Genomic DNA, 25,928 nt, shown 5'->3' with positions numbered 1-25,928 from the left:
ACCGCCGCGCGAGCCGTGAGACTCAGCCGGACGGGATCGGATCCTGGTACGCACCCAGCGGCCCGTGATACGCCTCGCCATCGACCAGCGGCCACGGGTTGGCGACGCAGCCATGCAGGCCGAGCGACTGCTGCTGCATGACCGGCGCTGGCCGGCCAGCGCCGGGACAGAGCTCGTGGTTGTGGCCGAGCCGGTGGCCGACCTCGTGGTTGACCGCGTAAAACCGGTACGTCCGCAACGGAGCGCCATAATTGGGCACGCCGTGGACCCAGCGCGCGACGTTGATGACCACCTTGTCCCCCATCCGGCACGAGGTGAAGCGGTCATATCCGTCCTGGCACAGTTTGTCGCGCGTCGCCGGCGTCACCAGATAGATGGTGAAGTCGTACGCCGCCCCCGGACCGACACGCTGGAGACGCCACTTGCGCGTGCCGATCCAGCTGCCGGCCGAGCCAAGCACCGTCGTCACGTCGTTGGCGAAAGCGGCCGGTTCCAGGCCCGATATGCCGTTTTCGACCGCCACCCGAAACCGCAGCCGCGTGCCGGCCGTGCCGAGTACGTCGCTGTTGCCGGGCGCGACGGTGAACGTGCTCGGCCCCTGCACCGGATACGCGACCGTTGGACGCGGTGCGGCGCCACCACGAGACGCGTTCCGCCGCTGCCGTACGCTCGACGACGGCGCCGCACTCGCGGCCGTGACCTGCTCCGACGCATCCGGCGACGGCCGGAATGTCCCGATTGCCGTCAGGACGCCGGCGACCGACAGCAGCGACAACGCGATGGCGCGGCGCCTACGGCGTTGCGCGCGCCGCCGCGCGACCCTGCTCGCGTACGGCCGCTGGGCGCTGTCCAGTCGTCTCGGCATCGCCTGTGAGCGTGCCACACGATCAGGCTCGCGGTGATGCGTGACGCCGATTCCATGATCCGTCCCACATCAGCCGAGCGAGACGAAGTACAGCACCACGCCGACCCCGTTCAGCATCGCGTGGACGACGATGTTGGCCCACAGGTTGCGATAACGCGACCACAACACGCCCAGAAACACACCTGTGACCCCCTGCAGCGCGACCGCCGTCGCCACGATGACCCAGGCCGGACCACTGCCATGCGTCGGCACGTGCATCAGCGCGAAAAGCAGCGCCGCGACGGCGATCCCGGTCGACCGGCCGGCCACCGCCTCCAGGTGAGTCTGCAGGAAATAGCGATAGAAGATCTCCTCGCCGACGCTCGCGGTGAGGAAGGTCGACACCGCGGCGACGGCGACGTACGCCGGATCCGGGTAGTCCTTGAGCGTCGGCACCGCCGGCGCCAACGGCGTCGCGTACGCCAGGCTGGCCCAGACCGCGATCGCCGGCACCGGGGCGAGCCACTGCCAGCGCGTACGCGGGACGATCCGCGGCTGCCGGACGTCGTCGCGGATGAACCGGAACGCCACCACCGGTACGACGACGAACATCAGCACTTTCAGCGCCAGATAGAGAATGCTGTCGCCAAGCGAGCCGATCCCGACCAACAAAGGAAAAAGCACGGCGAGCCCGACGAGCAACCACGTGCGCGCCACCGAACGCGGTTCGGCGACGGCAGGCGTACGCAACGGAATCACCAGAGCCACCGCGGTGCCGGCCAACACCGGCACCAGCAGCATCCACAGTGGACGACCACCGACGCCGCTGTCCGCCGACGAGCTCACCACACCGTGGCCGGTCGACGGCAAAATGACAACGCACACCACAAAGATCGCCGCGACCAGCAGCCAGCCGAATCTTTTCACGCCTCCAGCGTGGCAGCCACGGCGCCGCCGGACATCGGCTCAGAAATCGAACCGCACGTCATTCCTTCGATGTAGTCTCCTCGTCAGGGATCTCACAATAGCCGTCGACGCAAACGTCGGCGGTGTCATCGCCCAGCGGCACCAGCTCGATGTCGTCCTCAGCCATCCTCAGCCACCTTTCGCAACACCTGCGCGAAAACCTCGGACTCCTGCGCCCCTGACACGCCGTACTTTCCGGCGAACACATAGAAAGGCACGCCGCGGATGCCATAACGGGCGGCCAGCCGCTGGTCCGCGCGTACGGCGTCGACCAGCTCGTCGTTTTCCAGCACCCGCAGCACTTCGTCGCGGTCCAGGCCGACCTCGGCAGCCAGGTTGGCGAGCGCGGCGTGGTCGGCGAGGTTGCGTCCTTCCAGGAAGTACGCCGCGAGCAGCCGCTCCTTCATCGCCTCCTGCACACCGTTGGCCTTGGCCAGGTGCAGCACCTGGTGCGCCTTCACGGTGTTGGCCGGATGCATGTGCTCGAAGTCGTAGTGCAACCCCACCGACTCCGCGATGCCGCCGACTCGCGCGTTCATCTCCTTGACCTGCTCGGCCGTGACGCCGAGATGGCCGGAGAGGAAGTCGGCGTGCGACCCGTCGTAGTCGACCGGCATGTCCGGCACCAGCTCGAAGCTGTGGTATTCGATCTCGACCGGCACACCGGTCTCGGCCAGGCCGGCCTCCAGCCGTCGCTTGCCGATGTAGCACCACGGACAGGCGATATCGGACCAGATGTCGATTTTGATCGGTTCGTTCACGACATGAACAACCGCCGGGCGTACGCCGCTATTCCGCCGTCGCGACCGCTCCTTCGGTCAGCGGCCGCTGGACCAGCGCGCCGAACACCAGGCCGATGGTCGTCCACATCACCAGCTGCGTGCCGATCGAGGCGAGCCGGAAGTTCCACAGCACCGCGGCCGGAAAACCCGGCGGCACCTCGTCGACCGCCGGCAGCAGGATCGCCACGATCGTCGCGGCGACAACGAAAACCGCCGCACCGACCAGTGTCGCGTTCCACGCTCCGAGACGTGGCACCAACCGGCGGCCGACGTACGCGGCGGCCACCGCCAACGCGATCGACAGCACGACCATGGTGAAATACGTGACCGTACGCTGGCCGATCGTGTCGGGATTGCCAACCGCCGGCGGATTTCCGGGATACTTCAGGAAGGGCACCACGAAGGTGACCAGAAATCCGACCAGCGCGATGACGACCGAGGTCACCCGCGGACTCATCCGACCGATCCGGCCGTACGCGATGGCAAACGCCAGCGCGAAAAGTCCACCGAAGACCAGCGCGTAGACGAGCACACCCGTCGCCAGTCCGAGGGTGCTCTGCACCGCGCGGCTGACCAGCTCAGGTTCCTCGTGCTCGCCGGTCGCGGCGGCCATCGCCGACTCGAACGAGATCGCGCTGTTCACCGATGGCTCACCGAAAATCCGCCCGAAAACCAACGCGAGCACGCCGGCGGCAAGGCCGGCCAGCATGCCGCGGATCAGCAGCATCCTCATGATCGTGGCTTAATGGCAGGGAAAGCCGAGCAGGTGACGCGCGTCGTGCACGTATTCGTGCACGTAATGGCCGGAGATCAGCGAGGTTGCGCCCTCCTCCGCACCGACGAAGTAGAGCAGCACGACGGCCAGTGCCGCGACGAAAATGGCCCACGGCAGGATTTCCCTGACCGGAATGCGAATCGGCTCCGGCCTGGCCTGGGGTGTCGAGATGGCGCTCACAGCTTCTCCTCCTGGGTTGACGCGACCCTTGCGGCGGTGCGGACGACGACGGAGGGTCTGACTCGCGAGCTGAGGCTCGCTCACAGCGGCGCGACCGTGCCGGACTCTCACCGGCTTCCTCATTGCCGTCGAACGAGTGAACGCTAGGCTGCCGGCCAAGGTGGTGTCAATCGAGGAGAGCATGCTCACGTCGCGGCTTACGCTCATCAGCCACGCGCCGACGGCCGCGACACGCGCGGCCAGCTTCGCGATCGACGACGACGATCTGCTCGCGCCGGTGCCGCCCATCGGCCTGCGCGCCGGCACGTTCCTGACCGGCCCGGAGCGTCGATGCCGGCGTACGGCCGAAGGCCTCGGCTTCGCGGCGACCGTCGAGCCGCCTCTGGCCGACCTCGACGTGGCCGCGTGGCGCGGCCGTACGCTCACCGAGGTCGACCAGGCTGACCTGGCATTATGGCTGACCGACCCGGCCGCGACTCCGCACGGCGGCGAGTCCGTCGAGTCGCTGATCGCGCGGGTCGGCGCGTGGCTGGAGACCGTCGAGGGGCGTACGGTCGCCGTCACGCACGCCGCGGTCGTCCGCGCCGCGCTCGTCCACGCGCTCGCCGCGCCGCCGCGGTCCTTCTGGCGGATCGACGTCTCACCGCTCAGCCGCACGGCGTTGTCACGCTCCGGACCGTCCTGGACCGTCTCCTCGGTCAATCTCGCGGTTGGATCCGGACCGTCGTCCTCGTGAGCACGTGGCCGCACGACGAGCACAGCAGGCAAGGCGCCAGAGTGCTGCCGCACGGTGTGTGGGTGATCAGCACGGTCGGCTCGATCGCCGGATGCTGCGTGAGCGTCCAGTCGGCGATGAACACCAGCGTGGGAAAAAACGCGCGACCTTTCGCCGTCAGGTGATACGCCCGCGCGTCAGTGCGCGTGGTGCCGATGGTCGTACGCATGATGCCGAGCTCCACGAGCCGCGCCAGCCGACCGGACAACACGCTCGGAGCAATTCCCAGCGCGCGCTCGAACTCGGAGAAATGCCGGCCGCCGAAAAACGCGACACTCAGCAGGCCGACCGACCACCGGTCACCAAGCATTTCCATCGTGGTGGGGAAAAACAGCAGTGGATCGGCGGCGAAGCGGCTGCTGTCCGTACGTCGAAACCGCCGTTGTGCCTGGCCGGTCAGCATCAGCGGCTGACGCTGTTGAAAAGCGACTTCGGTGAGCCGCACCGGCTGACCACAGTCCGCGCAGCCGAGCGGCGCGGAGGTGACCTCGCCGCACGGCCGGTGCAGCAGATCCGGCAGGCCGCGCGGACTCATCCAGTCGCGTTCCCAGGTCCAGATCGCCGTCAACAGCTGCCACAGATCCAAACCGCGGCTGGTCAGCCGGTATTCGTGCCGCGTCCGGTTGCTGCTCTGGTAGGGCACCCTGACCAGTACGCCGGCCTCGACCGCGTCGGACAGCCGGCCGGACAGCGCGGTCGGCGAAATCCCGAGCCGGCGCTGGATGTCGTCATATCGCCGGACGCGCAGGAAAATGCTCTGCAGGATCAGCAAAATCCACTGGTCGCCGAGAAGGTCCAGGGTACGCAACAATGGCGCGGTCACCCGCGCATTCTAACTGGCTACAACAAGCGAAGCCTATTGACGGGTCCGGCTATCCGGGCCAGGCTGGGGTGATGACGAGCCAGCCTGTTGCCGTCGCACAGGTCGCCGGCGCCGAGCCCAACCCCTACCTGCTCGGCGTGTACGCGCCGGTCGACACCGAGATCGACGCGGACAATCTGCAGGTCATCGGCCAGATTCCGGCCGATCTCAACGGCGTCTACCTGCGCAACGGACCCAATCCGCGCTATCGGCCGGACGGCCGCTATCACTGGTTCGACGGCGACGGCATGGTGCACGCCGTACAGCTGGAAAATGGAAAGGCACGTTACCGGAATCGTTGGATCCGCACCAAAGCCTTCGAGGCCGAGTCGGCCGCCGGCAAGGCGCTGTGGACCGGCGTGATGGAAAACCCGAAGGGCAACCCGTTTGGCAACGCGCGCGGCCTGCCGCTGAAGGACAACGCCAACACCGACGTGATTTTCCACCGTGGCAAGGTGTTGGCCACCTGGTATCTGTGCGGCAGTCCGTACGCGATCGACCCGCTGTCACTGGAAACCCTTGGCGCGGAGGACTTTCTCGGCACGCTGGCCGGCGACATGATGGCGCATCCGAAGGTCGACGAGCGCACCGGGGAGCTTTTCTGGTTTGACTACGGACCGACGCCGCCCTTCATGCGTTACGGCGTCATCAGCGCGGACGGCCGCGTCACGCACCTGACCAATGTGGACCTTCCCGGTCCGCGGCTGCCGCACGACATGGCCATCACCGAACATTACGCCGTACTCATGGATCTGCCACTGGTGCAGGACCTTGCGGCGGCCCGGCAGGGTCGGCACAAGATCGTCTTTGACCGGTCGCTACCGGCGCGTTTCGGGGTGCTGCCGCGATATGGCAGCGACGTACGCTGGTTCGAGGCCAGCTCGTGCTACATCTACCACGTCGTCAACGCCTGGGAGGACGGCGACGAGGTGGTGATGGACGTGTGCCGGGTGAAGCGGCCGCAGCCGCGCGCCGACGCGGTGACTCCACTGGCGAAAATGCTCTCGTATCTGCGGCTGGACGCGCAACTTCACCGCTATCGCTTCAATCTCGCGACCGGCGCGACCGCCGAGACCGCGCTGGACGACGACAACACCGAGTTTCCGAGTGTGGACGCGAGGACGGTCGGCCAGCGCGGCCGCTTCGCGTACAACGTGCACATCTCGCCGGAGTCGACGCTGCTTTTCGACGGCCTGGTGAAATACGACATCAGCACCGGCGCCAAGACGCAGTGGTCGTTTGGGCAGGGGCGCTGGGGAAGCGAGGCGCCGTTCGCGCCGCGCGACGGCTCCACTTCCGACGACGACGGCTATCTGGTGACGTTTGTCCAGGACGAACGGGAAAACCGCTCGGAGCTGGACATCTTCGATGCCGCCGACGTGACCGCCGGACCGGTCGCCCGCGTGTTGTTGCCGCAGCGTGTGCCGCTCGGCTTCCACGCCACCTGGATACGCGCCGACCAACTGCGGAGTTTCTCAGCATGAAGTGCCATCCGGCCGAGGAAGCCGCGGATTTCGTCGCGCGAGGCTGGTGGAGCGGCGACACGATCGACGGCCTGCTGCGCGCCAGGGTCGCCGAGTCCGGCGGCCAACCGGCGGTGGCCGATCCGCCGAACCTGGCCGCGCTGACCGGACATTCGCCGCGGCGCTGGAGCTGGCACGACCTGGACGCGCAGGTCGACTCGCTCGCCGCGCATCTGCTGTCGTCAGGCGTACGCGCCGGCGACATCGTGGCCGTACAGCTGCCAAACTGCGCACAGCTCGTGCGGTCGTTGCTGGCGATCGTACGAATCGGCGCGATCGCCACCCCGTTTCCGACCGCCTTTCGCGAGCATGAGCTCGTGCCGATGTGCCGGCAGACGCGGGCCGTCGCGTTTCTGACCGCCGAGCGTTCCGGCGATCGATCGCTGCTCGAGCAGGCCACACGCGTACGCGACGAGGTCTCCTCGGTTGCCACTGTCATCGACGTGTTCGCCGAGCTGCCAAGCGAATCGGTGCCCGTACGCGTCGCGGATGTCAACGACTGCGTCACCATTTGCTGGACCTCCGGCACGGAGGCCGCGCCGAAAGCCGTGCCGCGTTGTCACGGCGACTGGCTCATCATGGCCGAAGGCTGTCGTTGGTCGGCACAGTTGGGACCGCGGGATGTGCTGTTGTCGCCGTTTCCGATGACCAACATGGGTGGCATCGCCGGCATGTTCCTGCCGTGGCTGATGGTCGGCGGCCTGTTCCTGCCGCACCATCCGTTCGACCTGCCGACTTTTCTGCGCCAGGTCACCGAAGAACGCGCCACGTACACGGTCGCGCCGCCGGCCCTGCTCACCATGCTCCTGCGCCGCGAGGACATCCTGTCCACAGTGGACATTGGCTCGTTGCGGCTGATCGGTTCCGGATCGGCGCCACTGACGCCATGGCTGGTGCGGACGTGGTCGGAGCGGCACGGCATCGACGTGGTCAACTTCTTCGGCTCCAACGAAGGCATCGCGTTGATGTCAGATCCGTCCGACGTGCCGGATCCGGATCATCGAGCCAGCTATTTTCCTCATTACGGCTCGGAAACACAGTGGCGCAGTCCGATCGCGTCACGAGTTTCCGTACGGCTGGTGGATGCGCGCACGGACGCGGTCATCACCACCGCCGGCCGTGCCGGCGAGCTGCGACTGGCCGGACCGACGGTCTTCGGCGGCTATTTCACCGCTCCGGACGCACCGCTGGACCGGTCGGCATTCGATGACGACGGCTATTTCCGCACCGGTGACGTGTTCGAGATCGCGGGCGAGAGGTTCCTGCGCTACGTCGACCGTGCCAGGGATCTGATCATCCGCGGCGGCGTGAACATCTCACCGGCCGAGATCGAAGGCCTGCTGGCGGCTCATCCGGCGGTCGCCGAGGTGTCGGTCATCGGCGTGCCGGACGACGTGCTCGGCGAGCGCGTGTGCGCCGTCGTCGTCGCCAAGTCTGGACCGCCGACGCTCGCCGAGCTGGTCGACTTCCTCCGGGAAAAGCGCGTGGCGTCCTACAAACTGCCGGAGCGGTTGCAGCTCGTCCAGGCGCTGCCCCGAAATCCGGTCGGCAAGGTGCTCAAACGCGAGCTCCGCGAGCGGGTCGGTGCGTTGGTCAGCCAAGGCTGACCGCGATCCGCCGGACGGCTTCGGTGACGATCTCCGGCGAGGTCGCGAGGTTGAGGCGTACGTGCCCGGCGCCGCCGGTGCCGAAATCCGGACCGGAGTTGAGCGCGACCCGGCCGCGGTCAAGGAAAACCGCCGCCGGATCGTCGCCGAGGTCCAACTCGCGGCAGTCCAGCCAGGCCAGGTAGGTCGCCGCCGGCGGGCGATAACGTACGGACGGCAGCGACTCGGCCAGCAGTGTCCCGAGCAGTCGCCGGTTGTCGTCGAGGCCGGCGACCAGCGCGTCCAGCCAGTCGCCGCCGTCGCGAAGAGCCGCGACGTGCGCGTGAATGCCGATGTGGCTCGCGCCATCGGTGACCAGCAGCGGCAAACTCGCCAGCTCGGCCACGGTGTCGTTGCCACCTGACAACAACGCGGCCTTCAGGCCGGCGAGATTCCAGCCTTTCGACGCGGAGATCGCGGAAAACGCGTCAGCGGTGCCGGAGATGCTCAGATACGGCACGAAATCGGCGCCTGGCAGCACGAGCGGCGCGTGGATCTCATCGACCACGACGCGTACGCCGTGCTCGCCGGCGATCGTCGCGACCGCCTCCAACTCCTCACGCGTGTGCACCGTGCCGGTCGGATTTTGCGGATTGCACAACAGATACGCGGCGTGCTCGTGCTGCTCGAAAGTCGTCGCGAGACCCTCGAGATCAAGACGGCCGTCGGCTCCGAGCGGTGACTCCACCACCTGGCGGCCGAGATGCCTGATCAGGTCATAGAAAGGCGGATAGACCGGACTGTTGACCACCACCGGATCGCCATCGCGGCCGACCAGCCGCAGCGCTTCGGCGAGGCCGAACATCACGTCCGGCACGACGCGCGTACGCTCCGCGACGACGCCGTCCCATCCCCAACGTTTGCGCGCGAAATCGGCCAGCGCGTCGGCGTAACCGGTGCCGGCCGGATAGCCGGAGTCGCCGAGCTCCAAGGCGTTCGAGACCGCGCGTACGATCGGCTCGGCGAGCGGCACGTCCATCTCCGCGACGAAAAGCGGCAGCACGTCGGCCGGATAGGCACGCCATTTCTCCGTCGTACGCCGGCGGAGCTGGTCGAGGGTCAGCTGGCGCAGTGGGTTGGTCATGTCTGCATCTCTAGCAGCTCGGCGGCGATCCGGCGAAGCTCGGCCGCACGGACTTTGGTGCCGTTCGTACCCGACGTGGTCGGAAACTCGCTCAACGCGACGATCCGGCGCGGCACCTTGAACGCGGCGAGGTTTCGCCGGCAGAAGGCGACCAAGGCATCCTCGGCGACCGAAGTGTTGAGCCGTACGAATGCCACCGCCTCGCCACCTGCGCCGACGACTTTGGCCTGGTCGACCGCCGGATGGGTGACCAGAAACGACTCGATCTCGGCCGGTTGGATCAGAAAACCCCGCAGCCGCAACGCATCCCCCATCCGGCACAGATAGGCGAACCCGTCGTCCAACGGCTCGCCGAGATCGCCGGAGCGATACCAGCCGTCGTCGGTGAAGGCGTCGGCGGTCGCCACCGGATTGCCGAGATAGCGGGTCAACACCGGATATCCGCGAAACTGCAACTCGCCGTCGGCGATCCGGAACTGGATGTCAGGCGAGATCGGCACGCCACCCGCCTTACGCCGGATCTCCAGCGGCCGGTCGGACGGCCATCGCGCCAACAGCGCGAAAACCTCGGAAGCACCGTACAAACCGGTGAACCGCGCGCCCAACGTCTCCACCCACTCCGCGATTTCCGCGCTCCGGCCAGCGAAGTCGGCGACACCGGCGCATCGCCAGGCGGGAAATCCGACCGGATGTTGCTGCCAGGCATCCAGCAGCCGGCCGAGCAGGTCGTCGCCGGCCAACACGTGGCTGATCTCGTACGCCTGCAACTGCTCGATCGTGTCCGCGGTGGAGAAAACCTGCTGCATGACACAGGCCGCGCCGGCCGACAGCGCCGCCATCACCGTGTTGAAACCGAAAACGCCGGCCAGCGGAAGCGCCGCCAAGACGAAGTCACCGCGCCGGATGTCGAACGCCGCGGCGGCGTTCGCGGCGTGGCGTACGACCGACCGCTGGTCGTGCTCGGCCAGTTTCGGCAGTCCGGTCGAGCCGGAGGTGGTGAAATAGTTGACCGGATCTTCCAGCTGTCCCACCGAAAGTCCCACCACCGAGCCGCCGGACCAGTATGGCAACCGCGGCGGTCCGGCGACGTCGACGGTGGCCACCGCCGGCGGCGGATAGCCGGATTCGCCAAGCATGCCGGCGAAATCACGGCCGAGGAAGTCCGCCGGCATGGCGACACAGGCCGGTTTTGCGATGCTCAGCAGGTGTTTCAGCTCGTGTACGCCATAACGCGTGTTGATGCCGAGGACGGCCGCTCCGAGCGACGCCACCGCGAACTGCCAGACGACCGCGTCGACGCAGGTCGGCAGCCACACACCGACGATCGACCCGCGGCGTACGCCATGCCGCGCCAGGTCGACGGCCAGCGCCTCGACCGCCGACCGCAGCTGGCCGTACGTGACCGCCGAGCCGGCACGCTCCGGCTCGACCAGCGCGACCGCGTCGGGATCGGCCGACGCGAGCATCTGTGCCAACGTGCCCATCCGCTCAGCCAACCGGCCCGTACGCCGTGCGTCAACGCCCGCATGGCCACCATGCGGGCTCAGCCGTTGACAAGCCGCCGTATAGCGTCGACCAGCTCCACCGGCGGCGCCGGCTCGAACGACTTCGCCTCGTGGTCGATCTTCGTGAGATTGGTCAGCACGCCGTCCTTCCACCAGTAGAGCCGCGGCGACAGCGCGCCAGCATTGTCCTGGTATGCGGCGAAGGCGTACGGCGTCATCTCGTTGAGCGCGGTGAGCACCGTCCTGTCGAGGATCGGATGGAACGCGAGGTGGTGTCGCCACGGCACCGCCACCAGCACGCCGTCTGCCGGCGGCCGGAGGCCAGCGACCTGCTCCATCAGCTGCGGCAGCACCAAAGCCTTGCTGGCAACGAACATCGACGACCCGTTGACCAGGTGGATGTCGGTGCCGTCCGGCCGAGTCGCGACCTGGTAGTCGTCGATCGGCAGGTTGACCAGGTTGGCACGCGCCGTCGAGCGCAGCGCGCCGAGACCGACACGCTCGACCTCGCCGTCGTCCAGAATCTGTACGGTGTCGGGCAAATCCACCGCGATCGCGGACACGAGCCCTTCCGACACCGGCCTGGCGTAACGGAAATGGTCAGGGTCGGGCGAAAAGTCGTCCGGCAGCAACCGCAGATACGCCTTCGCCAACAGCTCGTCGCGCTCCATCGTCAGCGAGCCGAGTGGATTGGCGACCAGCGCCGCGACGTGTTCCTCGATCAACTGCGACCACTTGTCCTCCGGCGCCTCCTTGCACTTCTGCGCCAGCGACAACAGTGGAAACGTGCCGTGCGTGTCGGATTGTAGATATGGCGCGAAAACTACCGTTGTCACGCCGTGGCGGGAAAACGCGTCCCGCGCCTCGGTGCGCAGACGCTCGGCCTGGCTTGCGGTGAGAAACGTGAACTCGGAGTCGGCGGCAGCCGTCACGGTGGGCCTTTCTGGTCGGTGAGTGCCTCCCGCCGAGTCTGTCACGCGAGGGACCGGTCCCCGGATTCCTGGTTAGCGTACGGCGGCGAGTGCGAACAGGAGGGTGGCGTGGGTTTGTCCACTTCGAGGCCCGCCGACGGCTTGGCGGTCCTGCCGCCGGCCGACGGTGGCCTCGCACGAGGCGTGCCGGCGGCCGCTCCCGGCACGCTGTTCGTGCTCGGTCCCTACGGTGGGGTCAGCGCGCCCCCCACCGCCGGTTTCAGCCTGCTTTTTGGCCGTAACGAGCCAGAAGTGCACGTCTGCGTCGGCGACGACGACCCGCACGTGAGCCGCCGGCACGGCGAGATCAGCTTCACCGGCGCGCGTTGGGGCCTGCGCAACATCGGCCGGTCGGCGATTCGGCTGCCTGGCTCGCGAATGCTGCCGACCGGCCAGCGAGAGCTGCTGCCGACGGCGTACACGCCTCTGTTCGTCATCTCGCCGCACCAACAACACCTCGTCGAAGTGCTCGTCGCCGGCCCGGAACCAGCGAGAGTCGCGCTTCCGCGGGCCCTGTCGGCCGACGAACGGCTGGTCCTGAGCTGCCTCGGCCAGCGCTATCTGCGGCACGAGGCGACACCGCATCCGCTGAGCTGGTCGCAGGTCGCGTCGCAGCTCGCCAGCCTGCGACCAGCCGAATCATGGGGAGTCGACCGGATTTCGCGCATTGTCGGAGACGTACGCGATCGTGCGGTCACCGGTGCGTCCGTGCACGACCTGCTGGTCGAGCTGGTGACCTCGACCACGCTCGTACCAACGGATCTGCGGTTGCTCAGCCGGTGAGGTGACCCTGGTGTCCTGCCGTGGCGGAGTGATTTGGCGCCCGATGTTCCGGCGGTTGGGTTTTGGGTAGTTGCATGGGGAAGTAGTTGCTTCTTCATGCTTGTTGGGTTGGGTCTTCATGTTTGTTGCGTCGGGGGTGGTTGGGTCTCCACGTTTGTTGCGTTGGGTGGGTGGTGGTTTTTCGCCTGCGCGGCGGGGCTCCTGCGCGGAGGGCGACCTCAAGGGAGGGGCGCGTGGATGCCAATCGGTGTGCATGGAGGTGCGGGTGGCGGTTTGCGGGCGGGGCTGGGTTCTCCAGGCTTGCTCGTATGGGAAGCAACCCGGCGGGCTGGACGCCATCACAGCGTCTGTAGCGCTAAATGTCTAGCTTGCCGGTTTGCCGTTTGGTAGCAAGGCCTCCTTACGTACGTCTGACGCACGCATGGGGGCCTTGCGAACATTCAGCGGCTGCCGGGTTGGTGCTGGTGTGATTACTGTGGCCGACAATGCCGGTGAGGCGCAACCAATACAACGAACACAAAGCCTGACTAGCATCGGACTGCCGTTGCACGCGTACTCCGTGAATCGGCCACACTCAGCGGCTGGGACAGCGTCTCATGCTCGGCTGAGGACCGCGGCGACCCCGGGGATCCGCGAACGATAGCCGGCCAGCAGGGTTTTGGCCGTGGAGACCGAATCCACCAGCGGATGCACGGCGAAAGCGGCCAATGCCGCCGACGGCGAGCCGGTGCGCGCGGCCTGGATGGTGAGCTGCTCGGCCGACTTCACCTGCTGGATCAAGCCAAGCTGATGACCAGCCAGCGCGCTGGTGATCAGCGGATGCGGACCGTTGGCGTCCACAGTGCACGGCACCTCGACGACCGCCTCCGCCGGCAGGCCAGGCACCGCGTTTCCGTTGCGTACGTTGAGAATCATCGCCGTACGCTCGCCACGCGCGATCGCCGCCATCAACGCGAGCGCCACTCCTTCGTATCCACCGGCCTCCACGTCTTCTTTGTCCCGGCCGGCCGCGTCGACCTCGGCGCGGCTCTCGGCCATGTAGGTCTCGTCGCGTTCTCGGCGTACGCGCCGCCACTCGGACAGCGCGCTGCGCGGATCCTTCGCCACCGCGGCGTAGAAGTCTCGTTGTTGGCGCAACAGAAACTCCCCGCGAGTCACCGGCGAGCCCTTGATCGAGGCGACCGCGTCACGGGTGAAGTAGTAGTAGAAGAGATATTCGTTGGGGATGCAGCCGAGCGCGGCGATCCAGTCCGCGCCAAAGAGGCGCCCTTCCTCGATCGAGTCCAGCGCGGCCGGGTCGGTCACCAACCGCGGCAACACATCGCGTCCGTTGAAGGAAAGCCCGCGCAGCCAGCCGAGATGGTTGAGGCCGACATAGTCGGCCGTGGTCGCCATCGGGTCGAGCTCCAACGCACGCGCGGCGCGACGGCTCAGACCGAGCGGCGAGTCGCAGATGCCGACCACCCGATCACCGAGAATGTGTTGCATGGCCTCGGTGATCATGCCGGCAGGATTGGTGAAGTTGATGACCCACGCGTCCGGACACACGGCTGCGACCCGCTCCGCGACGTGCAGCGCCACCGGCACGGTCCGCAGCCCGTACGCGAGTCCGCCGGGACCGGTCGTCTCCTGGCCGAGAATCCCCAGATCCAGTGCGACCCGCTCGTCGGCGGTGCGGCCTTCCAGCCCGCCAACGCGAATCGCGGAAAACACGAAGGTCGCATCGCGCAGCGACTCGTCGAGATCGGTGGTCGTATGCACCGTTGGCGGGTTTTCCTGCTCCGCGGCCATTTGCCGCAACACATGCCCGATCGCCGCAAGCCGGTCGCCACTTACGTCATAGAGCGAGACGTCCGTGACGCGGCGTTCGCCGCGATCCCGCAGCAATGCGCCGTACACCAGCGGCACGCGAAAACCGCCGCCGCCGAGAATCGCGAGCTTCATCCGGTCAGCACCTCGACACCGGCGGTGACACAGGTCCGCAGGGTGGAATCGTCGGCTCCTTCGTTGGTCACGATGACGTCGATGTCGGAGACGCCGCAGACACGCAGCGCTCCGGTGCCGGGAAACTTGTTGCGGTCGGCCAGCAACGCGGTTTTCTTGGCGGCCGCGATGATCGCACGCTTGATCGGCACTTCGACCAGGGTAGTGTCCAAAATCTGGCCGTCCGGCCGCACTCCGCTGGTGCTGAGAAACGCGATGTCGGCACGTACCTGTTGCAGCGCGTCCTCGGTCAGCAGACCGACCAGCGAATGGTAGGGCCGGCGGACCAGGCCGCCGAGCAGGATCAGCTCGACGCTCTCCACGTCACGCAGCACGTCGAAGGCGGCCAGGTTGGCGGTGATGACCGTGACACGGCGGAGTTTCAGTTGCTGCGCAAGGCACATCGCGGTCGTCCCGACATCCAACAGCACCACGTCACCGTCGGACACCAACTCGACGGCGCGGCGGGCCACGGCCTGTTTGTCAGCGGTGTCGACGGCAGCCACCGCCGCGAACGGCATTCGCTCATCGAGGTCCTCCGGCACGTGCGCGCCACCGTGTACGCGCGTGAGCGTGCCGTCGCGGCCGAGCCTGGCCAGGTCACGGCGAATCGTCGACGGGCTGACCCGCAACGATGTGGCCAGCTCCCGCACGCCGGTGGCGCCTTCGGTGCGCAGCCGCCGGACGATCTCGGCGTGCCGTTCGTGCTGCAGCATGCAGCGGACGATACCAGTCAGAAACGCGCACAACCAGCCGCGTTCGCGCACGTACGCTCAGCAATAGGTTGTGAGGCTGCGCGGTTGCAGTTAGTGTTGCGCGCATCTAGCTGAATGGGGAGTTGCCACCTGATGTCCGAAGGTGCATACGATCCGCTGCGCACCCTCCGGGATCCGGTGGGTCCAGAGATCGACGTTTTTCTTTCCGGCACGGTGTTCCTGGACATCGTGTTCACCGGCCTGCCGAAAATGCCGAGCGCTGGCACCGAAGTGTGGGCCGAAGGCATGGGGTCGTGTCCCGGTGGCATCGCCAACCTGGCGATCGCGACCAGCCGGCTCGGTTTGCGCACGTCGCTCGCCGCCGCGTTCGGCGACGACGACTATGCCGACTTTTGCTGGCGTACGCTGGCAGAGCAGGAAAGTGTCGACCTGTCGCGGTCGCGGCGGTTCGAACATTGGCATTCGCCGGTCACCGTCTCGATGGCGTGCGCCGGCGACCGGAGCATGTTGACGCACGGCCACGACTCGCCGCTGCCGGCCAGTGACATGATCGGCAAGCCGCCGCGCACGCGCGCAGTCGTCGTGGACCTGCCCGGTCCCAACGCACTCGGCGAGGCCGAGGAAACGTCCTGGGCCAACCTGGCCCGTAAGGACGGGGCGCTGGTTTTCGCGGACGTGGGCTGGGATCCGACCGAGACCTGGTCCGGCGAAATGCTGGAACAACTGCGCTATTGCGACGCTTTTCTGCCGAATGCCGGCGAAGCGATGGCATATACGCGTACGCAGACACCGCAGGACGCGCTCTACGCGATCGCCGACCTGGTGCCGCTCGCCGTCGTCACCAACGGCGCCGAAGGCGCGATGGCGATCGACTCCACCACCGGCGAGGAAGCGCATGTGCCGGCGCCGCGGGTGACCGCACTCGACCCGACCGGTGCCGGCGACGTTTTCTGTGCCAGCATGGTGCTCGGCACGCTGGCCGGCTGGCCGTTGCAGCACCGGCTGGCATTCGCGTCGGCGTGCGCCTCGCTCGCCGTCCAGCAGTTCGGCGGATCGCTCGCGGCACCTGGCTGGGGTGATATCGCCGACTGGTGGCACGGCGTACGCGACCAGGCCAACCGCGACGCCTATCACGCTTCTTTGGTGCGGCGCTATGGATTCCTCGACGAGCTGGTGCCGACGGTGCCGGTCGGCGCGGTCCGCCGGGCGGCCGCCACCATCGCTCGCTATGCGGACGTGGCCCAAGTCCCCTAACTTCCGGGAGAAAACCTGATGTCGAGCCGGAGCCTCCGCCTGGGAACACTGTTCGCAGCTGCCGCGGTGCTGGTCGCCGCCTGCGCACCGCCCGGCTCCGGAGGGGCCGGTGGCGGATCCTCGGAACGACCGGCCGGCAGCATCTCGACCGATCCGGCCAAGGCCGGCCAGGTGACCCTGAACGTCTGGGACCAGGAGGTGCGCGGCGGCCAGAACGCGCAGGTCACCCAGCTCAACAAGGAATTCCAGGCAAAGTATCCCAACGTGAAGATCGTCCGCACGTCGAAGTCCTTCCAGGACCTGAAAACGACGCTGCGGCTGGCGTTGTCCGGCAGCAACCCGCCGGATGTCGTCGAGGCCAACCAGGGTTATCCGGACATGGTCACCTTCGTCAAGGCCGGCATGCTGACGCCGATCGACAGCTATGCCGGCGTGTACGGCTGGGACAAGCGCTATCCAAAGACGCTGCTGGACCTCAACCGGGTCAGCGCCGACGCGAAGCATTTCGGCACCGGCAAGCTCTATGGCATCTCGCAGATGGGTGAGTTCATCGGCCTTTACTACAACAAGGCGTCGCTGGCGGCACTCGGGCTCAAGCCGCCGAGCACCTGGTCGGAGTTCACCAGTCAGCTGGCCACCATCAAGGCCAAGGGACAGCTGCCGATCCAGTTCGGCAACCTGGACAAATATCCGGCTATTCACACGTACGGTGTGATTCTCGACCAGCTGGCCGGCAAACAGTTCACCCGTGACCTGGTTTTCGGCACCGGCAAGGCATCCTGGATCGATCCGCGCGCGGTGCAGGCCGCGACGACCCTGCAGACCTGGGCCAAGAGCGGTTTTCTCAGTCCTGGCGCCAACGGTCTCGGCTATGACGACGCCACCAAGCAGTTCGCCGCCGGCAAAGGTGTCTACCTGATGACCGGCACGTGGGTCGCAGCCGACCTGAAGGGTCCGATGGGGGCCAAACTCGGCCTGGTGCCGCCACCGCCGGCGACCACTGGCGGCTCGATCGCCACCACCGGCGGTGAGAGCCTGGCCTGGTCGATCACCAGCAAGTCCAAGCATCCGGACGTTGCCGCCGCCTACCTGAACTTCCTCACCAACCAGCACGCCGCGGATGTCATGACACAGACCGGAAACCTGCCGGCGGTGCTGGGGCCGGCCGCCGCCGCACTGCCTCCGGCCAGCGCGGAAGGTCAGATGGTCGCCGGTTGGAAGCAGATCAGCGCGGCCGACGGCCTCGCGCCGTACCTCGACTATTCGACGCCGACCTTCTATGACACATTGACCGCTGCGCTGCAAAGCCTTATCGGCGGTCAGACGACGCCGCAGCAGTTCGCGCAGACTTTGCAGGCCGACTACGGCAAGTTCCACCAGTCCGGATGACGGCTGTGCGCGGGCGATACGCGCGGCGAGCTCCTGGCGAGCCGCGCGCGATCGGATATCTTTACGTGGCACCGGCGTTGGTGTTGTTCGGCTTGCTCATTCTCGTGCCGTTCGTCCAGGGGATCTGGTATTCGCTCTATGACTGGGACGGCCTGAGCGTCGCGACGTGGACGGGTCTGGGGAACTATGTCGCGCTGTTCACCGATCCGAGCCTGCGCGGTCCGTTCCTGCATGCGCTGGTGTTGCTGATTTTCTACGCGCTGCTGCCAATCCTGGTCGGCCTGCTGCTGGCCGCCGCGATGTCGCGCGTGCGGATTCACGGCATGACCTTCTTTCGGACCGTACTGTTTCTGCCGCAGGTGCTGGCGATGGTCGTGGTCGCCTTGTCGTGGCGGTGGATCTACGCACCCGACGGGCTGCTCAACTCGGTGCTGCAGGCGGTTGGCCTGGGATCATTGGCAAAACCGTGGCTCGGCGACTTCAACCTGGCGCTGCCCGCCGTTGGCCTGGTGGGCACGTGGGTCGAGTTTGGCCTGTGCATGGTGCTGTTCCTGGCCGGCTGCCAGAAAATTCCGCGTGAGCTCTACGAAGCCGCGCGGCTGGACGGCGCCGGTCCGCTCCGCGAGTTTCTCGCGGTCACGTTGCCGGCGCTTCGGCCGGAGATCGCGGTGGCGGCGACGCTGACGATCGTCGCCGGCCTGCGCAACTTCGACCTCGTCTACATCACGACTGGCGGCGGACCTGGCAACGCGACCGCTGTGCCGGCCTATGAGGTCTATCACCGCGCCTTCGAAACCGGTCAGGTCGGCTCCGCCGCCGCCGTCGGTGTCAGTCTCGCCGTGCTGATTTTCGTGCTCACCGTGGCGGTTTCTCGTGCGATCGAGGGGAGGCGGTCGTGACCAGCCGGCTCGAGCGAGCGATGACGTACGCGATCCTGGTGGTTTTCTGTGTCATCGCGTTGGTGCCGGTGCTCGGGGTGCTGTCGACCGCGTTTTCCAACCCGAAAAGTCTGCGCACCGGCTTCGCGCTGCCGGACGGGCTGCATTGGAACAACTTCGCCGATGCCTGGACACGCGGCCATTTCGGCACCTATCTGCAGTCGTCCGTCATCGTCACGGTCACGGTCGTCGTCGCAGCAGCGCTCCTGTCAACACTCGCCGCGTACGCCTTCGGGACTATGCGGTTTCCCGGCTCGTCGGTGCTTTTCTATCTGTTTCTCATCGGCCTGACGCTGCCGGAAGAAGCGCTCGTCATCCCGCTCTACTATGACCTGCGCGGCTTTGGCCTGACCGACACCTACTGGGCTCTGATCCTGCCGCAGACCGCGCAGTCGATCGCCTTCGGCACGTTTTGGATGCGCGCGTTTTTCCGTAGCGGCGCGCACGGCTCTCTCGTCGAGGCGGCCAGGATCGACGGCGCGAACAGTTGGACGACGCTGTGGCGCGTGCTGGTGCCGACGGGCTGGCCGGCGATCACCACGATGCTGGTCATCACCTTCATGTGGACGTGGAACGAATTCCTGCTGGCGCTGGTCATGGTGACCTCCGACAGCCTCCGCACCGTGCCACTCGGCCTGGTTTTCTTCCAGGGCCAGCACACCTCGGAGTTCGCGCTGCTCGCCGCCGCCGCGGTCCTGGTGGCGCTCCCGGTAGTGATCGTCTACATCGCTTTGCAACGGCGATTCATCGAAGGCATGCTCTCCGGCGCGATCAAGGAGTGACGTACGTGTGGCCGAGCGGCGAGGTCCCGGTCGGCCAGCACGTCAGCGCGGATCTCATCCATGCTGCGCGGATCATCGCGGGTCTTCTGACTGTGCGCGATCTTGTCGATGAGCTGGTAGATCGCCTCGGTCTTTTCTGCCGGCAGCAGAGCGCTCAGCCACGCCGGCCGTCGTCAGCGTCCTCTTTCTCGACGCGGGCCGCCAACGTACGCGGCAACGTCGTGGTCAGATGCTCACCCCACTCCAGCCGACTGGCCGCCGCCCTGGTCGTCCACTTCAACGCCGCCGCAACCTCAGCGGCCGCATACCGACGGGCCAACGGATCATACTGATTGATGAACCGACCCATCGCCGCAAGCCGCAACCCCTGCATCGCCGCGATCAACCGATTCGTCACCTCCATCACCGCCAGGCACTCATTCCGATCCGCCGCCGACAGATCCAACTCCTGCAAAACCCGAACCGTATCCGCATCCGGCGCCGCATCCACAAAATCCAACGCGAACAGCGGATCTCCAATAACCCCCATGCTACCGGTCCATGCCACCATCATGCCCCACAGCCCGCACATTATGAGCCGCAACTTCCCCCAAAACACAAGGAAAGACGGATTGTTTTCGCTTTTCACCATGACGGCTTCGTTTGTTCCCCCCGCACTTCGACCGTACTTTTTCTCTCTCCCCTCCCCAACGCACCAAGCGGGCATCGCAACCATTTCCTCAACGCACAATGCGACACTCACCAGCTCCCAACGCAACGCCAGGTGTCCCTCCAGTCGACAACACCTGGCGCCGCACCACTTCCTCGACCCGCACACCCCAACACGACTATCCCATCGCCATCACCAAAACCCCCTCACGCGGCCGTCACATTCACCACCACCCCCGGATTGCTGGTCTGCGCCTTCACATCCCCAATCGCCAACCACGTCCCATCCACCTTCCGAGCCGTATGAAAAACCCCACCGCTCCCCGTGCCGATCACCAAGTGCAAATCACCATTAGGCTCCCCCACCGCATCCACCGCCGCCGCGCCACTCAGCGTGCTATGCGCGGCCGCGACAACATCCCCAAACGGCAACCAACTGCCATCGCTCTTACGAGCCGCGTGCCAGATCCGACCATCACCACTGGCCACAACGACATGCAAGTCAACGCCAACTCCAGCGGCCGTGACATCCGCGATCGATCCTGGATCGCCCGCCTGGCCTTTCACGTCACCAAAAGCCAACCACGACCCATCAGTGCGCCGCGCCGTGTGCCACAACCTCCCATCCGAGGTCGCGACAACGACATGCAGGTCGGTGGCGGATCCGGATGGTGACCGTACGGCCGCCGCCGACACCTTCACCACCTTGCCAGGATTTCCGGCCACGCCGTCGACATTGCCAAACGTCGTCCACGTGCCGTCGACGTGCCGGATCGCATGAAACACGTTTCCAGCGGTTGTCGCGACAACGACATTCAGCTCGTTATTGACACTCGCCGCCGCGACGTCGGCCACCTGGAAGGTCGCGCCGGTGGTCGACAGGACATTTCCCCACGACAACCAGCTGCCGTCGGCCAGGCGGGCCGTGTGAAAAAGGTGGCCGTCGCGAGTCGCCGCCACCAGTTGCAGGTCATTGCCGGTACGCGCGACATCCGCCGCGACGGCGTCGACCGAGCCCGCCTGGCCTTCCACATCACCGAAAGCGCCACTCCAGACACCGTTGACCTGGCGGATCGTGTGGAACAGGCCACCATTCGCGGTTGTCGCCACCACCTGCACCGGCAGCGGCTGCGGCGCGTCGGAGACGATGTTCTTGTAGCGGATCGGAATATAGCCGTTGTCGCTCAGATACGACCGGCTCCAGCTCTCGATCTCGGCGGTCTTTCCCGGATACGGCTCGGAATACACCACCAGCGAGGTGTGCGAGCCGTCCGTCCAGTGGTCGAAGAGTGCCACGTGTTGCAGGTCCCACGGCACGTCCGAGCCGGTACGGTCGACGGCGTCGCCGCGTTGCAGGTCGTCGTAACTTGCCAGCCTGTTGGCGAAGTTCATCAGTGTCGCGGTGTTTTCGCTGGCCGTCAAATGCCACGCCATCGACACGTATCCGGAGCAGTCGGTGCGATAAAGCCGGCCCTGTGGGTCGCCGTACTGCGCACTCTGGCTGTACGGAACGTGCCGGTCGACCCAGAACTGTGCTCGATCACGCACCTCCGAGCGGGAAATGGGTCCACCGACCGACGATGCGGCCATCGCACTTACCGGTGACACCAGGAATCCGACGACAGCGACGAGCGCGATCGCTGCCGCGGCAGGTTTCCACGACATGTCAGGTGTGCCTTTCTCCTCGGCGCTCTGCCCCGACCGGAAGTGTAGGAAGCGGCACCGCCGGCGCGCCGCGAGTTTCATCGTGGTCTGAAACACCGTACGCGGCGAACCGCGCGATCGCGGCACTATGCGTTCATACCGCTCGATCGAGGACGAGGTGGCGATTTCTCCGGCGGCGACCATTCTCTATGCTGGCCGCAAGCCACTGTCCGTACGGCGAAGATTCGGAGTTGGCATGACAACGGCGTCGACACCTCACGAACCGGCACTGCGCATTCTCACGGTCACCAACCTGTGGCCGGAAAACGGCAGCTTCCGCGGCATTTTCGTGCGCGAGCAGGTCGAGGCCCTGCGCCGGCAGGGCCACCAGGTCGACGTGGAAATCGTCGCGCAGGCACGCGGCAAGGCCGACTACCTGCTCGCCGCGCCACGCGTACGCCGCCGCGCCCGCACCGGCGGATATGACATCGTGCACGTTCACTATGGCCTGACCGCGCTGGCCGCACGGCTGGTCACCGGCATTCCGAAGGTGTTGACGCTGCACGGTTCGGACATCAACTCGCCGAAACAGCGGCGCATCACCCGGCTCGGCGCCGGTTCCATGTCGCGCGTGTACGTCTCCCGCCGGCTGGCGGTCACCGCGCGCGAGCCGGATGCCACGGTAATCGCCAACGGCGTGGATTTCGAGCTGTTCAAGCCCACCGACCGCGCCGAGGCCCGCGCCACCCTCGGCATCGATTCGGACGCGCGGGTGGTCCTGTTCGGCGGTCACCCGGACAACCAGGTCAAAGGCTATGACGTGTTCAGCGATGTCCTTGCCGAACTGCGCAAACGTGGTGTGGCCGCGGAGGAGCTGGTGCTCGCCGCACCAGGGCAGAATCGCGCCGACGTGGTGCCAAAGTTCGCCGCCGCCGATGTCCTGCTGTTCACGTCCCGCAAAGGCACCGAGGCCTCGCCGACCGTCGTGAAAGAGGCCGCGACGATGAACCTGCCGGTCGTCACGGTGAATGTCGGCGACACCGCGGAAACCCTGGCCAAGGCAACCCCGGGCGCCGTCGTGGACTTTCCGGAGCCATGGGGGACGCCGGCCGCCCGCGCCGAGCTGATCACCCGGCTGGCCGACGCGGTCGCACCATTGCTGACAAAACCGATGCGTTCCACCGGTCGCGAGGCGATGGCCTGGCTGGACACCGCGGAGGTCACCCGCCGACTTGTAGCGCTCTACCGGTCGCTTCTCCGGTCATCCGATAGCTGATTCCCGGTTTCCTGAGGAATCTGGGAAAGTTTCTCCGCATATCGGACACATCTGAGATTCACTGCAACCTGCCGCGCGGTCCCGTGCGTCATTGTCGGTGTAACCATCGGCGCTCACGGGGTGAGCCTCATGGGAAGGCTGATCACGCGTGGCGCGCGCACCACATGCATCTGCCCTGACCGCACCACCGGACCTGGAGGAATGCCAAGGAGGACGGGGAAAGGCGTATTCGCCTGGTCCATCGCCGATGCCGGCCGAACGACTAGCGTCGACAGCCTGCGTCGAGCAGGAATACCTGCTGCGAGGTGCGGCAACGTCATTTCGGGAAGACGCGGACGGTCGGCTCGTCGCGGGTCCTGATGCCGCCTACGGCACACGGATCCTGGTTCGCCGGCCGGCTCGATCCGAGCAGTTCAACGGGACCGTGCTGGTGGAGTGGCTGGATGCCGCCGGTTCGGCGGAAACCGCGGCGGAATGGGCCGCCACGCAGACGGAGCTGATACGTGGCGGTTTCGGGTGGGCCGGTGTTTCGGTGCGGCAGGCCGCATCTGACGGTCTCAAAGCGTGGGATCCGGAGCGTTACACCGATCTGCGACACCCTGGCGACGACCACGCCTACGACATGTTTTCGCAGGCCGGCGCGGCCGTACGTGAGATCGCCGGCGAGATGGGACCAGATGTCCGGCTGATCGCCGCCGGGATGTCGGCCGCCGCGCAACGGATTTCCGCGTATGTCGACGACATCGACCGGTCCGCCGGGATTTTCGACGGATTTCTGGTCCACTGTCCGCCGGCATCCGCACGCTTCGGAAACAACACGCGGGTCCCGACCCTCGTGCTGCAGACCGAGACGGAGATCGCCAGCTCCGGATACGGATCGACGGCGCGACCAGACGCGGAATGTTTTCGGCTTTGGGAGATCGCCGGAGCAGCGCGGATCGACGCGTACGCGCAGGCAATGGCCGGTCTTCACCCGGTCGAACGCAAACCGTCGGAGGTGATCGCCGCGCTTGCCAGTGGTGCGAAACACGCCGGTCTCGACCAGTTCGTGATTTCCGCGCCACAGCACCACTATCTCGCCAACGCCGCGCTTCACCAGCTGAATCGGTGCGTACGCGACGGTGTCGCGCTGCCACGCGGAGAGCGGCTCGCCACCGTGCCGAGCGCGCCGCATATCCTGAAACGCGACGCACACGGCAATGCCGTCGGAGGCGTACGCACGCCGTGGATGGACGTGCCGACCGCGTTGCTGACCGGTGTCGATCCGGAGTCGGCCGGCCTGGCCGCACCGTTTCCACCGGCGATGTTGACCGCGCTTTATCCGAGTGTCGAGGCCTATCAGAAGGCGTTCGACGACGCGACCGAGGCCGCCGTCGCGGCCGGTTTCCTGCTTCGCGCCGATGCCGCCGAAATCAAGGAGCTCGCCGCCATCACCTTCGTGATGTCACTTCGCAATTGACGATCACGAGCTTTCGACATGGGGACTAACGATGACAATGATGTCAGAGTGCGACCGGCTCCTTTCCGGCCGGCAGTGGAAAGGCCATCGATGACCTGGCTGCTGACCGGCGGGGCCGGCTATATCGGATCGCACGTGCTGCACGCGATGCACCAGTCCGGCTACAACTGCGTGGTCCTGGACGACCTGTCGACCGGAGTCGCCGAGCGCGTCACCGACGGCACCGCGCTGGTGATCGGATCGGTGCTGGACACCGCGTTGCTCGAATCCACCATCCGCGAACACGACATCCGCGGAATCGTCCATTTGGCTGGGCGGAAGTCGGCACCAGACTCCGTACGACAGCCGATCTATTACTACAACGAGAATGTCGGTGGCATGATCTCGTTGCTGGATGCGGCAAACCGCACCGACGTACGCCGGATCGTCCTGTCCTCCAGCGCGGCCGTCTATGGCACCACGGATGTCTCTCCTGTTCCCGAAGACGCCGAATGCCGGCCGGAGAATCCGTATGGCGAGTCCAAGCTGCAGTGCGAGAAAATTCTCGCCGACGCGTCGAGCGCGCATGACATCGGCTATGTCTCGCTGCGATATTTCAACGCCGCCGGTGCCGCTTCACCGCGGCTCGCCGATCGTGGTGCCGACAACCTCATCCCGAAGGTTTTCCTCGCGCTAGGACAAAACGTGCGGCCGAAGGTGTTCGGTGACGACTGGCCGACGCACGACGGCACCTGCGTCCGCGACTACGTTCACGTCGCCGACCTCGCGACAGCCCACGTGCAGGCTGTCGATCTGCTGGAGCAGCGGCTCACCCGTCGCACGTACAACGTCGGTCGCGGCAAAGGCAGCACCGTGCTCGAGGTGCTCGACACCATCAGGACGATCACCGGCATGGCCTTCGACCACGACATCGTCGCGCGGCGTGCCGGCGACCCGGCCGAGGTCGTCGCGGACGTCACGCGAATCCACGCGGAGTTGGGGTGGCGCGCCAAATTCGACCTCCACGAGATGATCTCGTCGGCCTGGTCGAGCTGGTCACCGGCCAGCGCCTGACCGCTCTACCGCGGACGATCTAGGTATCGTTAACACCCGCAGCGCGTGACTTCAAGCGGCCAACGGTAACGAAAGTCTTGGAAAATCCAA

General features: G+C 66.4%; 24 protein-coding genes and 1 riboswitch. Of the genes, 11 read left to right on the top strand and 13 right to left on the bottom strand.

Annotation, left to right across the window (positions count from 1 at the left end):
* Nucleotides 1-22 precede the first annotated feature (22 nt).
* The 5 genes from GNX95_RS25565 to GNX95_RS25545 form a co-directional block, all read right to left on the bottom strand.
* The gene (locus tag GNX95_RS25565; protein ID WP_163509903.1) at nt 23-865 is read right to left on the bottom strand and encodes a DUF3152 domain-containing protein; all 843 of its coding nucleotides are present in this window, start codon (nt 863-865) and stop codon (nt 23-25) included.
* 69 nt (nt 866-934) lie between these two features.
* Nucleotides 935-1,771 (bottom strand): CPBP family intramembrane glutamic endopeptidase, encoded by an 837-nt coding sequence (locus tag GNX95_RS25560; protein ID WP_163509902.1) that lies wholly within the window; start codon nt 1,769-1,771, stop codon nt 935-937.
* Between the two features lie 158 nt (nt 1,772-1,929).
* Nucleotides 1,930-2,571, bottom strand: coding sequence for a DsbA family oxidoreductase (locus tag GNX95_RS25555; RefSeq protein WP_163509901.1), 642 nt, complete (start codon nt 2,569-2,571; stop codon nt 1,930-1,932).
* Nucleotides 2,572-2,599: 28 nt separating this feature from the next.
* On the bottom strand, nt 2,600-3,325 hold the full coding sequence (locus GNX95_RS25550) for a CbtA family protein (protein ID WP_343034970.1): 726 nt from the start codon (nt 3,323-3,325) through the stop codon (nt 2,600-2,602).
* Between the two features lie 9 nt (nt 3,326-3,334).
* Nucleotides 3,335-3,547 carry a CbtB domain-containing protein gene (locus tag GNX95_RS25545; protein ID WP_163509900.1) on the bottom strand — a complete coding sequence of 71 codons (213 nt, stop codon included), beginning with the start codon at nt 3,545-3,547 and terminating at the stop codon, nt 3,335-3,337.
* A gap of 2 nt (nt 3,548-3,549) precedes the next feature.
* Nucleotides 3,550-3,689: riboswitch (adenosylcobalamin (AdoCbl) riboswitch) on the bottom strand.
* 39 nt (nt 3,690-3,728) lie between these two features.
* Between GNX95_RS25545 and GNX95_RS25540 the strand changes: the two genes are divergently transcribed.
* Nucleotides 3,729-4,283, top strand: a complete 555-nt coding sequence (locus tag GNX95_RS25540; protein WP_163510222.1) for a histidine phosphatase family protein — start codon at nt 3,729-3,731, stop codon at nt 4,281-4,283.
* On the opposite strand, the gene GNX95_RS25535 is transcribed toward GNX95_RS25540, so the two are convergent.
* The gene (locus GNX95_RS25535; protein ID WP_163509899.1) at nt 4,246-5,145 is read right to left on the bottom strand and encodes a winged helix-turn-helix transcriptional regulator; all 900 of its coding nucleotides are present in this window, start codon (nt 5,143-5,145) and stop codon (nt 4,246-4,248) included. The two genes, GNX95_RS25540 and GNX95_RS25535, sit on opposite strands and share 38 nt — an antisense overlap.
* Before the next feature lie 71 nt (nt 5,146-5,216).
* Between GNX95_RS25535 and GNX95_RS25530 the strand changes: the two genes are divergently transcribed.
* A complete protein-coding gene (locus GNX95_RS25530; RefSeq protein WP_163509898.1) occupies nt 5,217-6,668 on the top strand; it encodes a carotenoid oxygenase family protein in 1,452 nt (483 codons plus the stop codon).
* Nucleotides 6,665-8,314, top strand: coding sequence for a class I adenylate-forming enzyme family protein (locus GNX95_RS25525; protein ID WP_163509897.1), 1,650 nt, complete (start codon nt 6,665-6,667; stop codon nt 8,312-8,314). The genes GNX95_RS25530 and GNX95_RS25525 overlap by 4 nt, the downstream gene beginning before the upstream one ends.
* Here the strand turns inward: GNX95_RS25525 and GNX95_RS25520 are convergent.
* From GNX95_RS25520 to GNX95_RS25510, 3 genes are read right to left on the bottom strand one after another with little or no spacing between them, the layout of a single operon-like run.
* Nucleotides 8,301-9,437: a MalY/PatB family protein gene (locus GNX95_RS25520; protein ID WP_163509896.1), complete on the bottom strand. Its 1,137-nt coding sequence runs from the start codon at nt 9,435-9,437 to the stop codon at nt 8,301-8,303. The genes GNX95_RS25525 and GNX95_RS25520 overlap by 14 nt on opposite strands.
* The gene (locus GNX95_RS25515; protein WP_163509895.1) at nt 9,434-10,921 is read right to left on the bottom strand and encodes an AMP-binding protein; all 1,488 of its coding nucleotides are present in this window, start codon (nt 10,919-10,921) and stop codon (nt 9,434-9,436) included. Before GNX95_RS25515 ends, GNX95_RS25520 begins: the two co-directional genes overlap by 4 nt.
* 59 nt (nt 10,922-10,980) lie before the next feature.
* Nucleotides 10,981-11,874: a hypothetical protein gene (locus GNX95_RS25510; protein ID WP_163509894.1), complete on the bottom strand. Its 894-nt coding sequence runs from the start codon at nt 11,872-11,874 to the stop codon at nt 10,981-10,983.
* A 108-nt stretch (nt 11,875-11,982) separates the two neighbouring features.
* Between GNX95_RS25510 and GNX95_RS25505 the strand changes: the two genes are divergently transcribed.
* Nucleotides 11,983-12,696 carry an FHA domain-containing protein gene (locus GNX95_RS25505; protein ID WP_222853877.1) on the top strand — a complete coding sequence of 238 codons (714 nt, stop codon included), beginning with the start codon at nt 11,983-11,985 and terminating at the stop codon, nt 12,694-12,696.
* Nucleotides 12,697-13,290: 594 nt separating this feature from the next.
* On the opposite strand, the gene GNX95_RS25500 is transcribed toward GNX95_RS25505, so the two are convergent.
* Both GNX95_RS25500 and GNX95_RS25495 read right to left on the bottom strand, forming a co-directional pair.
* Complete coding sequence (locus GNX95_RS25500) at nt 13,291-14,640, bottom strand: 6-phospho-beta-glucosidase (protein ID WP_163509893.1); 1,350 nt, start codon at nt 14,638-14,640, stop codon at nt 13,291-13,293.
* Nucleotides 14,637-15,395: a DeoR/GlpR family DNA-binding transcription regulator gene (locus tag GNX95_RS25495; protein WP_163509892.1), complete on the bottom strand. Its 759-nt coding sequence runs from the start codon at nt 15,393-15,395 to the stop codon at nt 14,637-14,639. Before GNX95_RS25495 ends, GNX95_RS25500 begins: the two co-directional genes overlap by 4 nt.
* A gap of 132 nt (nt 15,396-15,527) precedes the next feature.
* Between GNX95_RS25495 and GNX95_RS25490 the strand changes: the two genes are divergently transcribed.
* Genes GNX95_RS25490 through GNX95_RS25475 form a run of 4 tightly spaced genes read left to right on the top strand, consistent with a single transcriptional unit; the run spans nt 15,528 to nt 19,758 of the window.
* Nucleotides 15,528-16,649, top strand: a complete 1,122-nt coding sequence (locus GNX95_RS25490) for a carbohydrate kinase family protein (protein WP_163509891.1) — start codon at nt 15,528-15,530, stop codon at nt 16,647-16,649.
* Between the two features lie 18 nt (nt 16,650-16,667).
* Nucleotides 16,668-18,038: an extracellular solute-binding protein gene (locus tag GNX95_RS25485; RefSeq protein WP_163509890.1), complete on the top strand. Its 1,371-nt coding sequence runs from the start codon at nt 16,668-16,670 to the stop codon at nt 18,036-18,038.
* Nucleotides 18,035-18,937, top strand: a complete 903-nt coding sequence (locus GNX95_RS25480) for a carbohydrate ABC transporter permease (RefSeq protein ID WP_163509889.1) — start codon at nt 18,035-18,037, stop codon at nt 18,935-18,937. The genes GNX95_RS25485 and GNX95_RS25480 overlap by 4 nt, the downstream gene beginning before the upstream one ends.
* Entirely contained in the window at nt 18,934-19,758 is an 825-nt protein-coding gene (locus tag GNX95_RS25475) for a carbohydrate ABC transporter permease (RefSeq protein WP_163509888.1), read from the top strand. Before GNX95_RS25480 ends, GNX95_RS25475 begins: the two co-directional genes overlap by 4 nt.
* 154 nt (nt 19,759-19,912) lie before the next feature.
* Here the strand turns inward: GNX95_RS25475 and GNX95_RS25470 are convergent, their stop codons facing one another.
* A complete protein-coding gene (locus GNX95_RS25470) occupies nt 19,913-20,389 on the bottom strand; it encodes a hypothetical protein (protein ID WP_163509887.1) in 477 nt (158 codons plus the stop codon).
* 224 nt (nt 20,390-20,613) lie between these two features.
* Nucleotides 20,614-22,197 (bottom strand): PLL family lectin, encoded by a 1,584-nt coding sequence (locus tag GNX95_RS25465; protein ID WP_163509886.1) that lies wholly within the window; start codon nt 22,195-22,197, stop codon nt 20,614-20,616.
* Between the two features lies 1 nt (nt 22,198).
* Here GNX95_RS25465 and GNX95_RS25460 point away from each other — a divergent pair, with 1 nt between their 5' ends.
* The 3 genes from GNX95_RS25460 (at nt 22,199) to galE (ending at nt 25,838) form a co-directional block, all read left to right on the top strand.
* Nucleotides 22,199-23,326 (top strand): glycosyltransferase family 4 protein, encoded by a 1,128-nt coding sequence (locus GNX95_RS25460; protein WP_163509885.1) that lies wholly within the window; start codon nt 22,199-22,201, stop codon nt 23,324-23,326.
* A 247-nt stretch (nt 23,327-23,573) separates the two neighbouring features.
* A complete protein-coding gene (locus tag GNX95_RS25455) occupies nt 23,574-24,785 on the top strand; it encodes an alpha/beta hydrolase domain-containing protein (protein ID WP_163509884.1) in 1,212 nt (403 codons plus the stop codon).
* Nucleotides 24,786-24,875: 90 nt separating this feature from the next.
* The gene (gene galE, locus GNX95_RS25450) at nt 24,876-25,838 is read left to right on the top strand and encodes a UDP-glucose 4-epimerase GalE (protein ID WP_163509883.1); all 963 of its coding nucleotides are present in this window, start codon (nt 24,876-24,878) and stop codon (nt 25,836-25,838) included.
* The last annotated feature ends 90 nt before the right edge of the window (nt 25,839-25,928 follow it).

The sequence above is a fragment of the Fodinicola acaciae genome, assembly GCF_010993745.1.
Taxonomy (GTDB): domain Bacteria; phylum Actinomycetota; class Actinomycetes; order Mycobacteriales; family HKI-0501; genus Fodinicola; species Fodinicola acaciae.
The sequence above is the reverse complement of the archived record's forward strand: the minus strand, read 5'-3'. Positions and strand labels throughout refer to the sequence as shown.

Excerpts from the sequence above, each read along its gene's own strand:
- GNX95_RS25565 (WP_163509903.1), bottom strand. The coding sequence starts at position 865 with ATGCCGAGACGACTGGACAGCGCCCAGCGGCCGTACGCGAGCAGGGTC.
- GNX95_RS25550 (WP_343034970.1), bottom strand. The coding sequence starts at position 3,325 with ATGAGGATGCTGCTGATCCGCGGCATGCTGGCCGGCCTTGCCGCCGGC.
- GNX95_RS25540 (WP_163510222.1), top strand. The coding sequence starts at position 3,729 with ATGCTCACGTCGCGGCTTACGCTCATCAGCCACGCGCCGACGGCCGCG.
- GNX95_RS25530 (WP_163509898.1), top strand. The coding sequence starts at position 5,217 with ATGACGAGCCAGCCTGTTGCCGTCGCACAGGTCGCCGGCGCCGAGCCC.
- GNX95_RS25525 (WP_163509897.1), top strand. The coding sequence starts at position 6,665 with ATGAAGTGCCATCCGGCCGAGGAAGCCGCGGATTTCGTCGCGCGAGGC.
- GNX95_RS25520 (WP_163509896.1), bottom strand. The coding sequence starts at position 9,437 with ATGACCAACCCACTGCGCCAGCTGACCCTCGACCAGCTCCGCCGGCGT.
- GNX95_RS25515 (WP_163509895.1), bottom strand. The coding sequence starts at position 10,921 with ATGGGCACGTTGGCACAGATGCTCGCGTCGGCCGATCCCGACGCGGTC.
- GNX95_RS25500 (WP_163509893.1), bottom strand. The coding sequence starts at position 14,640 with ATGAAGCTCGCGATTCTCGGCGGCGGCGGTTTTCGCGTGCCGCTGGTG.
- GNX95_RS25495 (WP_163509892.1), bottom strand. The coding sequence starts at position 15,395 with ATGCTGCAGCACGAACGGCACGCCGAGATCGTCCGGCGGCTGCGCACC.
- GNX95_RS25490 (WP_163509891.1), top strand. The coding sequence starts at position 15,528 with ATGTCCGAAGGTGCATACGATCCGCTGCGCACCCTCCGGGATCCGGTG.
- GNX95_RS25485 (WP_163509890.1), top strand. The coding sequence starts at position 16,668 with ATGTCGAGCCGGAGCCTCCGCCTGGGAACACTGTTCGCAGCTGCCGCG.
- GNX95_RS25480 (WP_163509889.1), top strand. The coding sequence starts at position 18,035 with ATGACGGCTGTGCGCGGGCGATACGCGCGGCGAGCTCCTGGCGAGCCG.
- GNX95_RS25470 (WP_163509887.1), bottom strand. The coding sequence starts at position 20,389 with ATGGTGAAAAGCGAAAACAATCCGTCTTTCCTTGTGTTTTGGGGGAAG.
- GNX95_RS25460 (WP_163509885.1), top strand. The coding sequence starts at position 22,199 with ATGCGTTCATACCGCTCGATCGAGGACGAGGTGGCGATTTCTCCGGCG.
- GNX95_RS25455 (WP_163509884.1), top strand. The coding sequence starts at position 23,574 with ATGCCGGCCGAACGACTAGCGTCGACAGCCTGCGTCGAGCAGGAATAC.
- galE (WP_163509883.1), top strand. The coding sequence starts at position 24,876 with ATGACCTGGCTGCTGACCGGCGGGGCCGGCTATATCGGATCGCACGTG.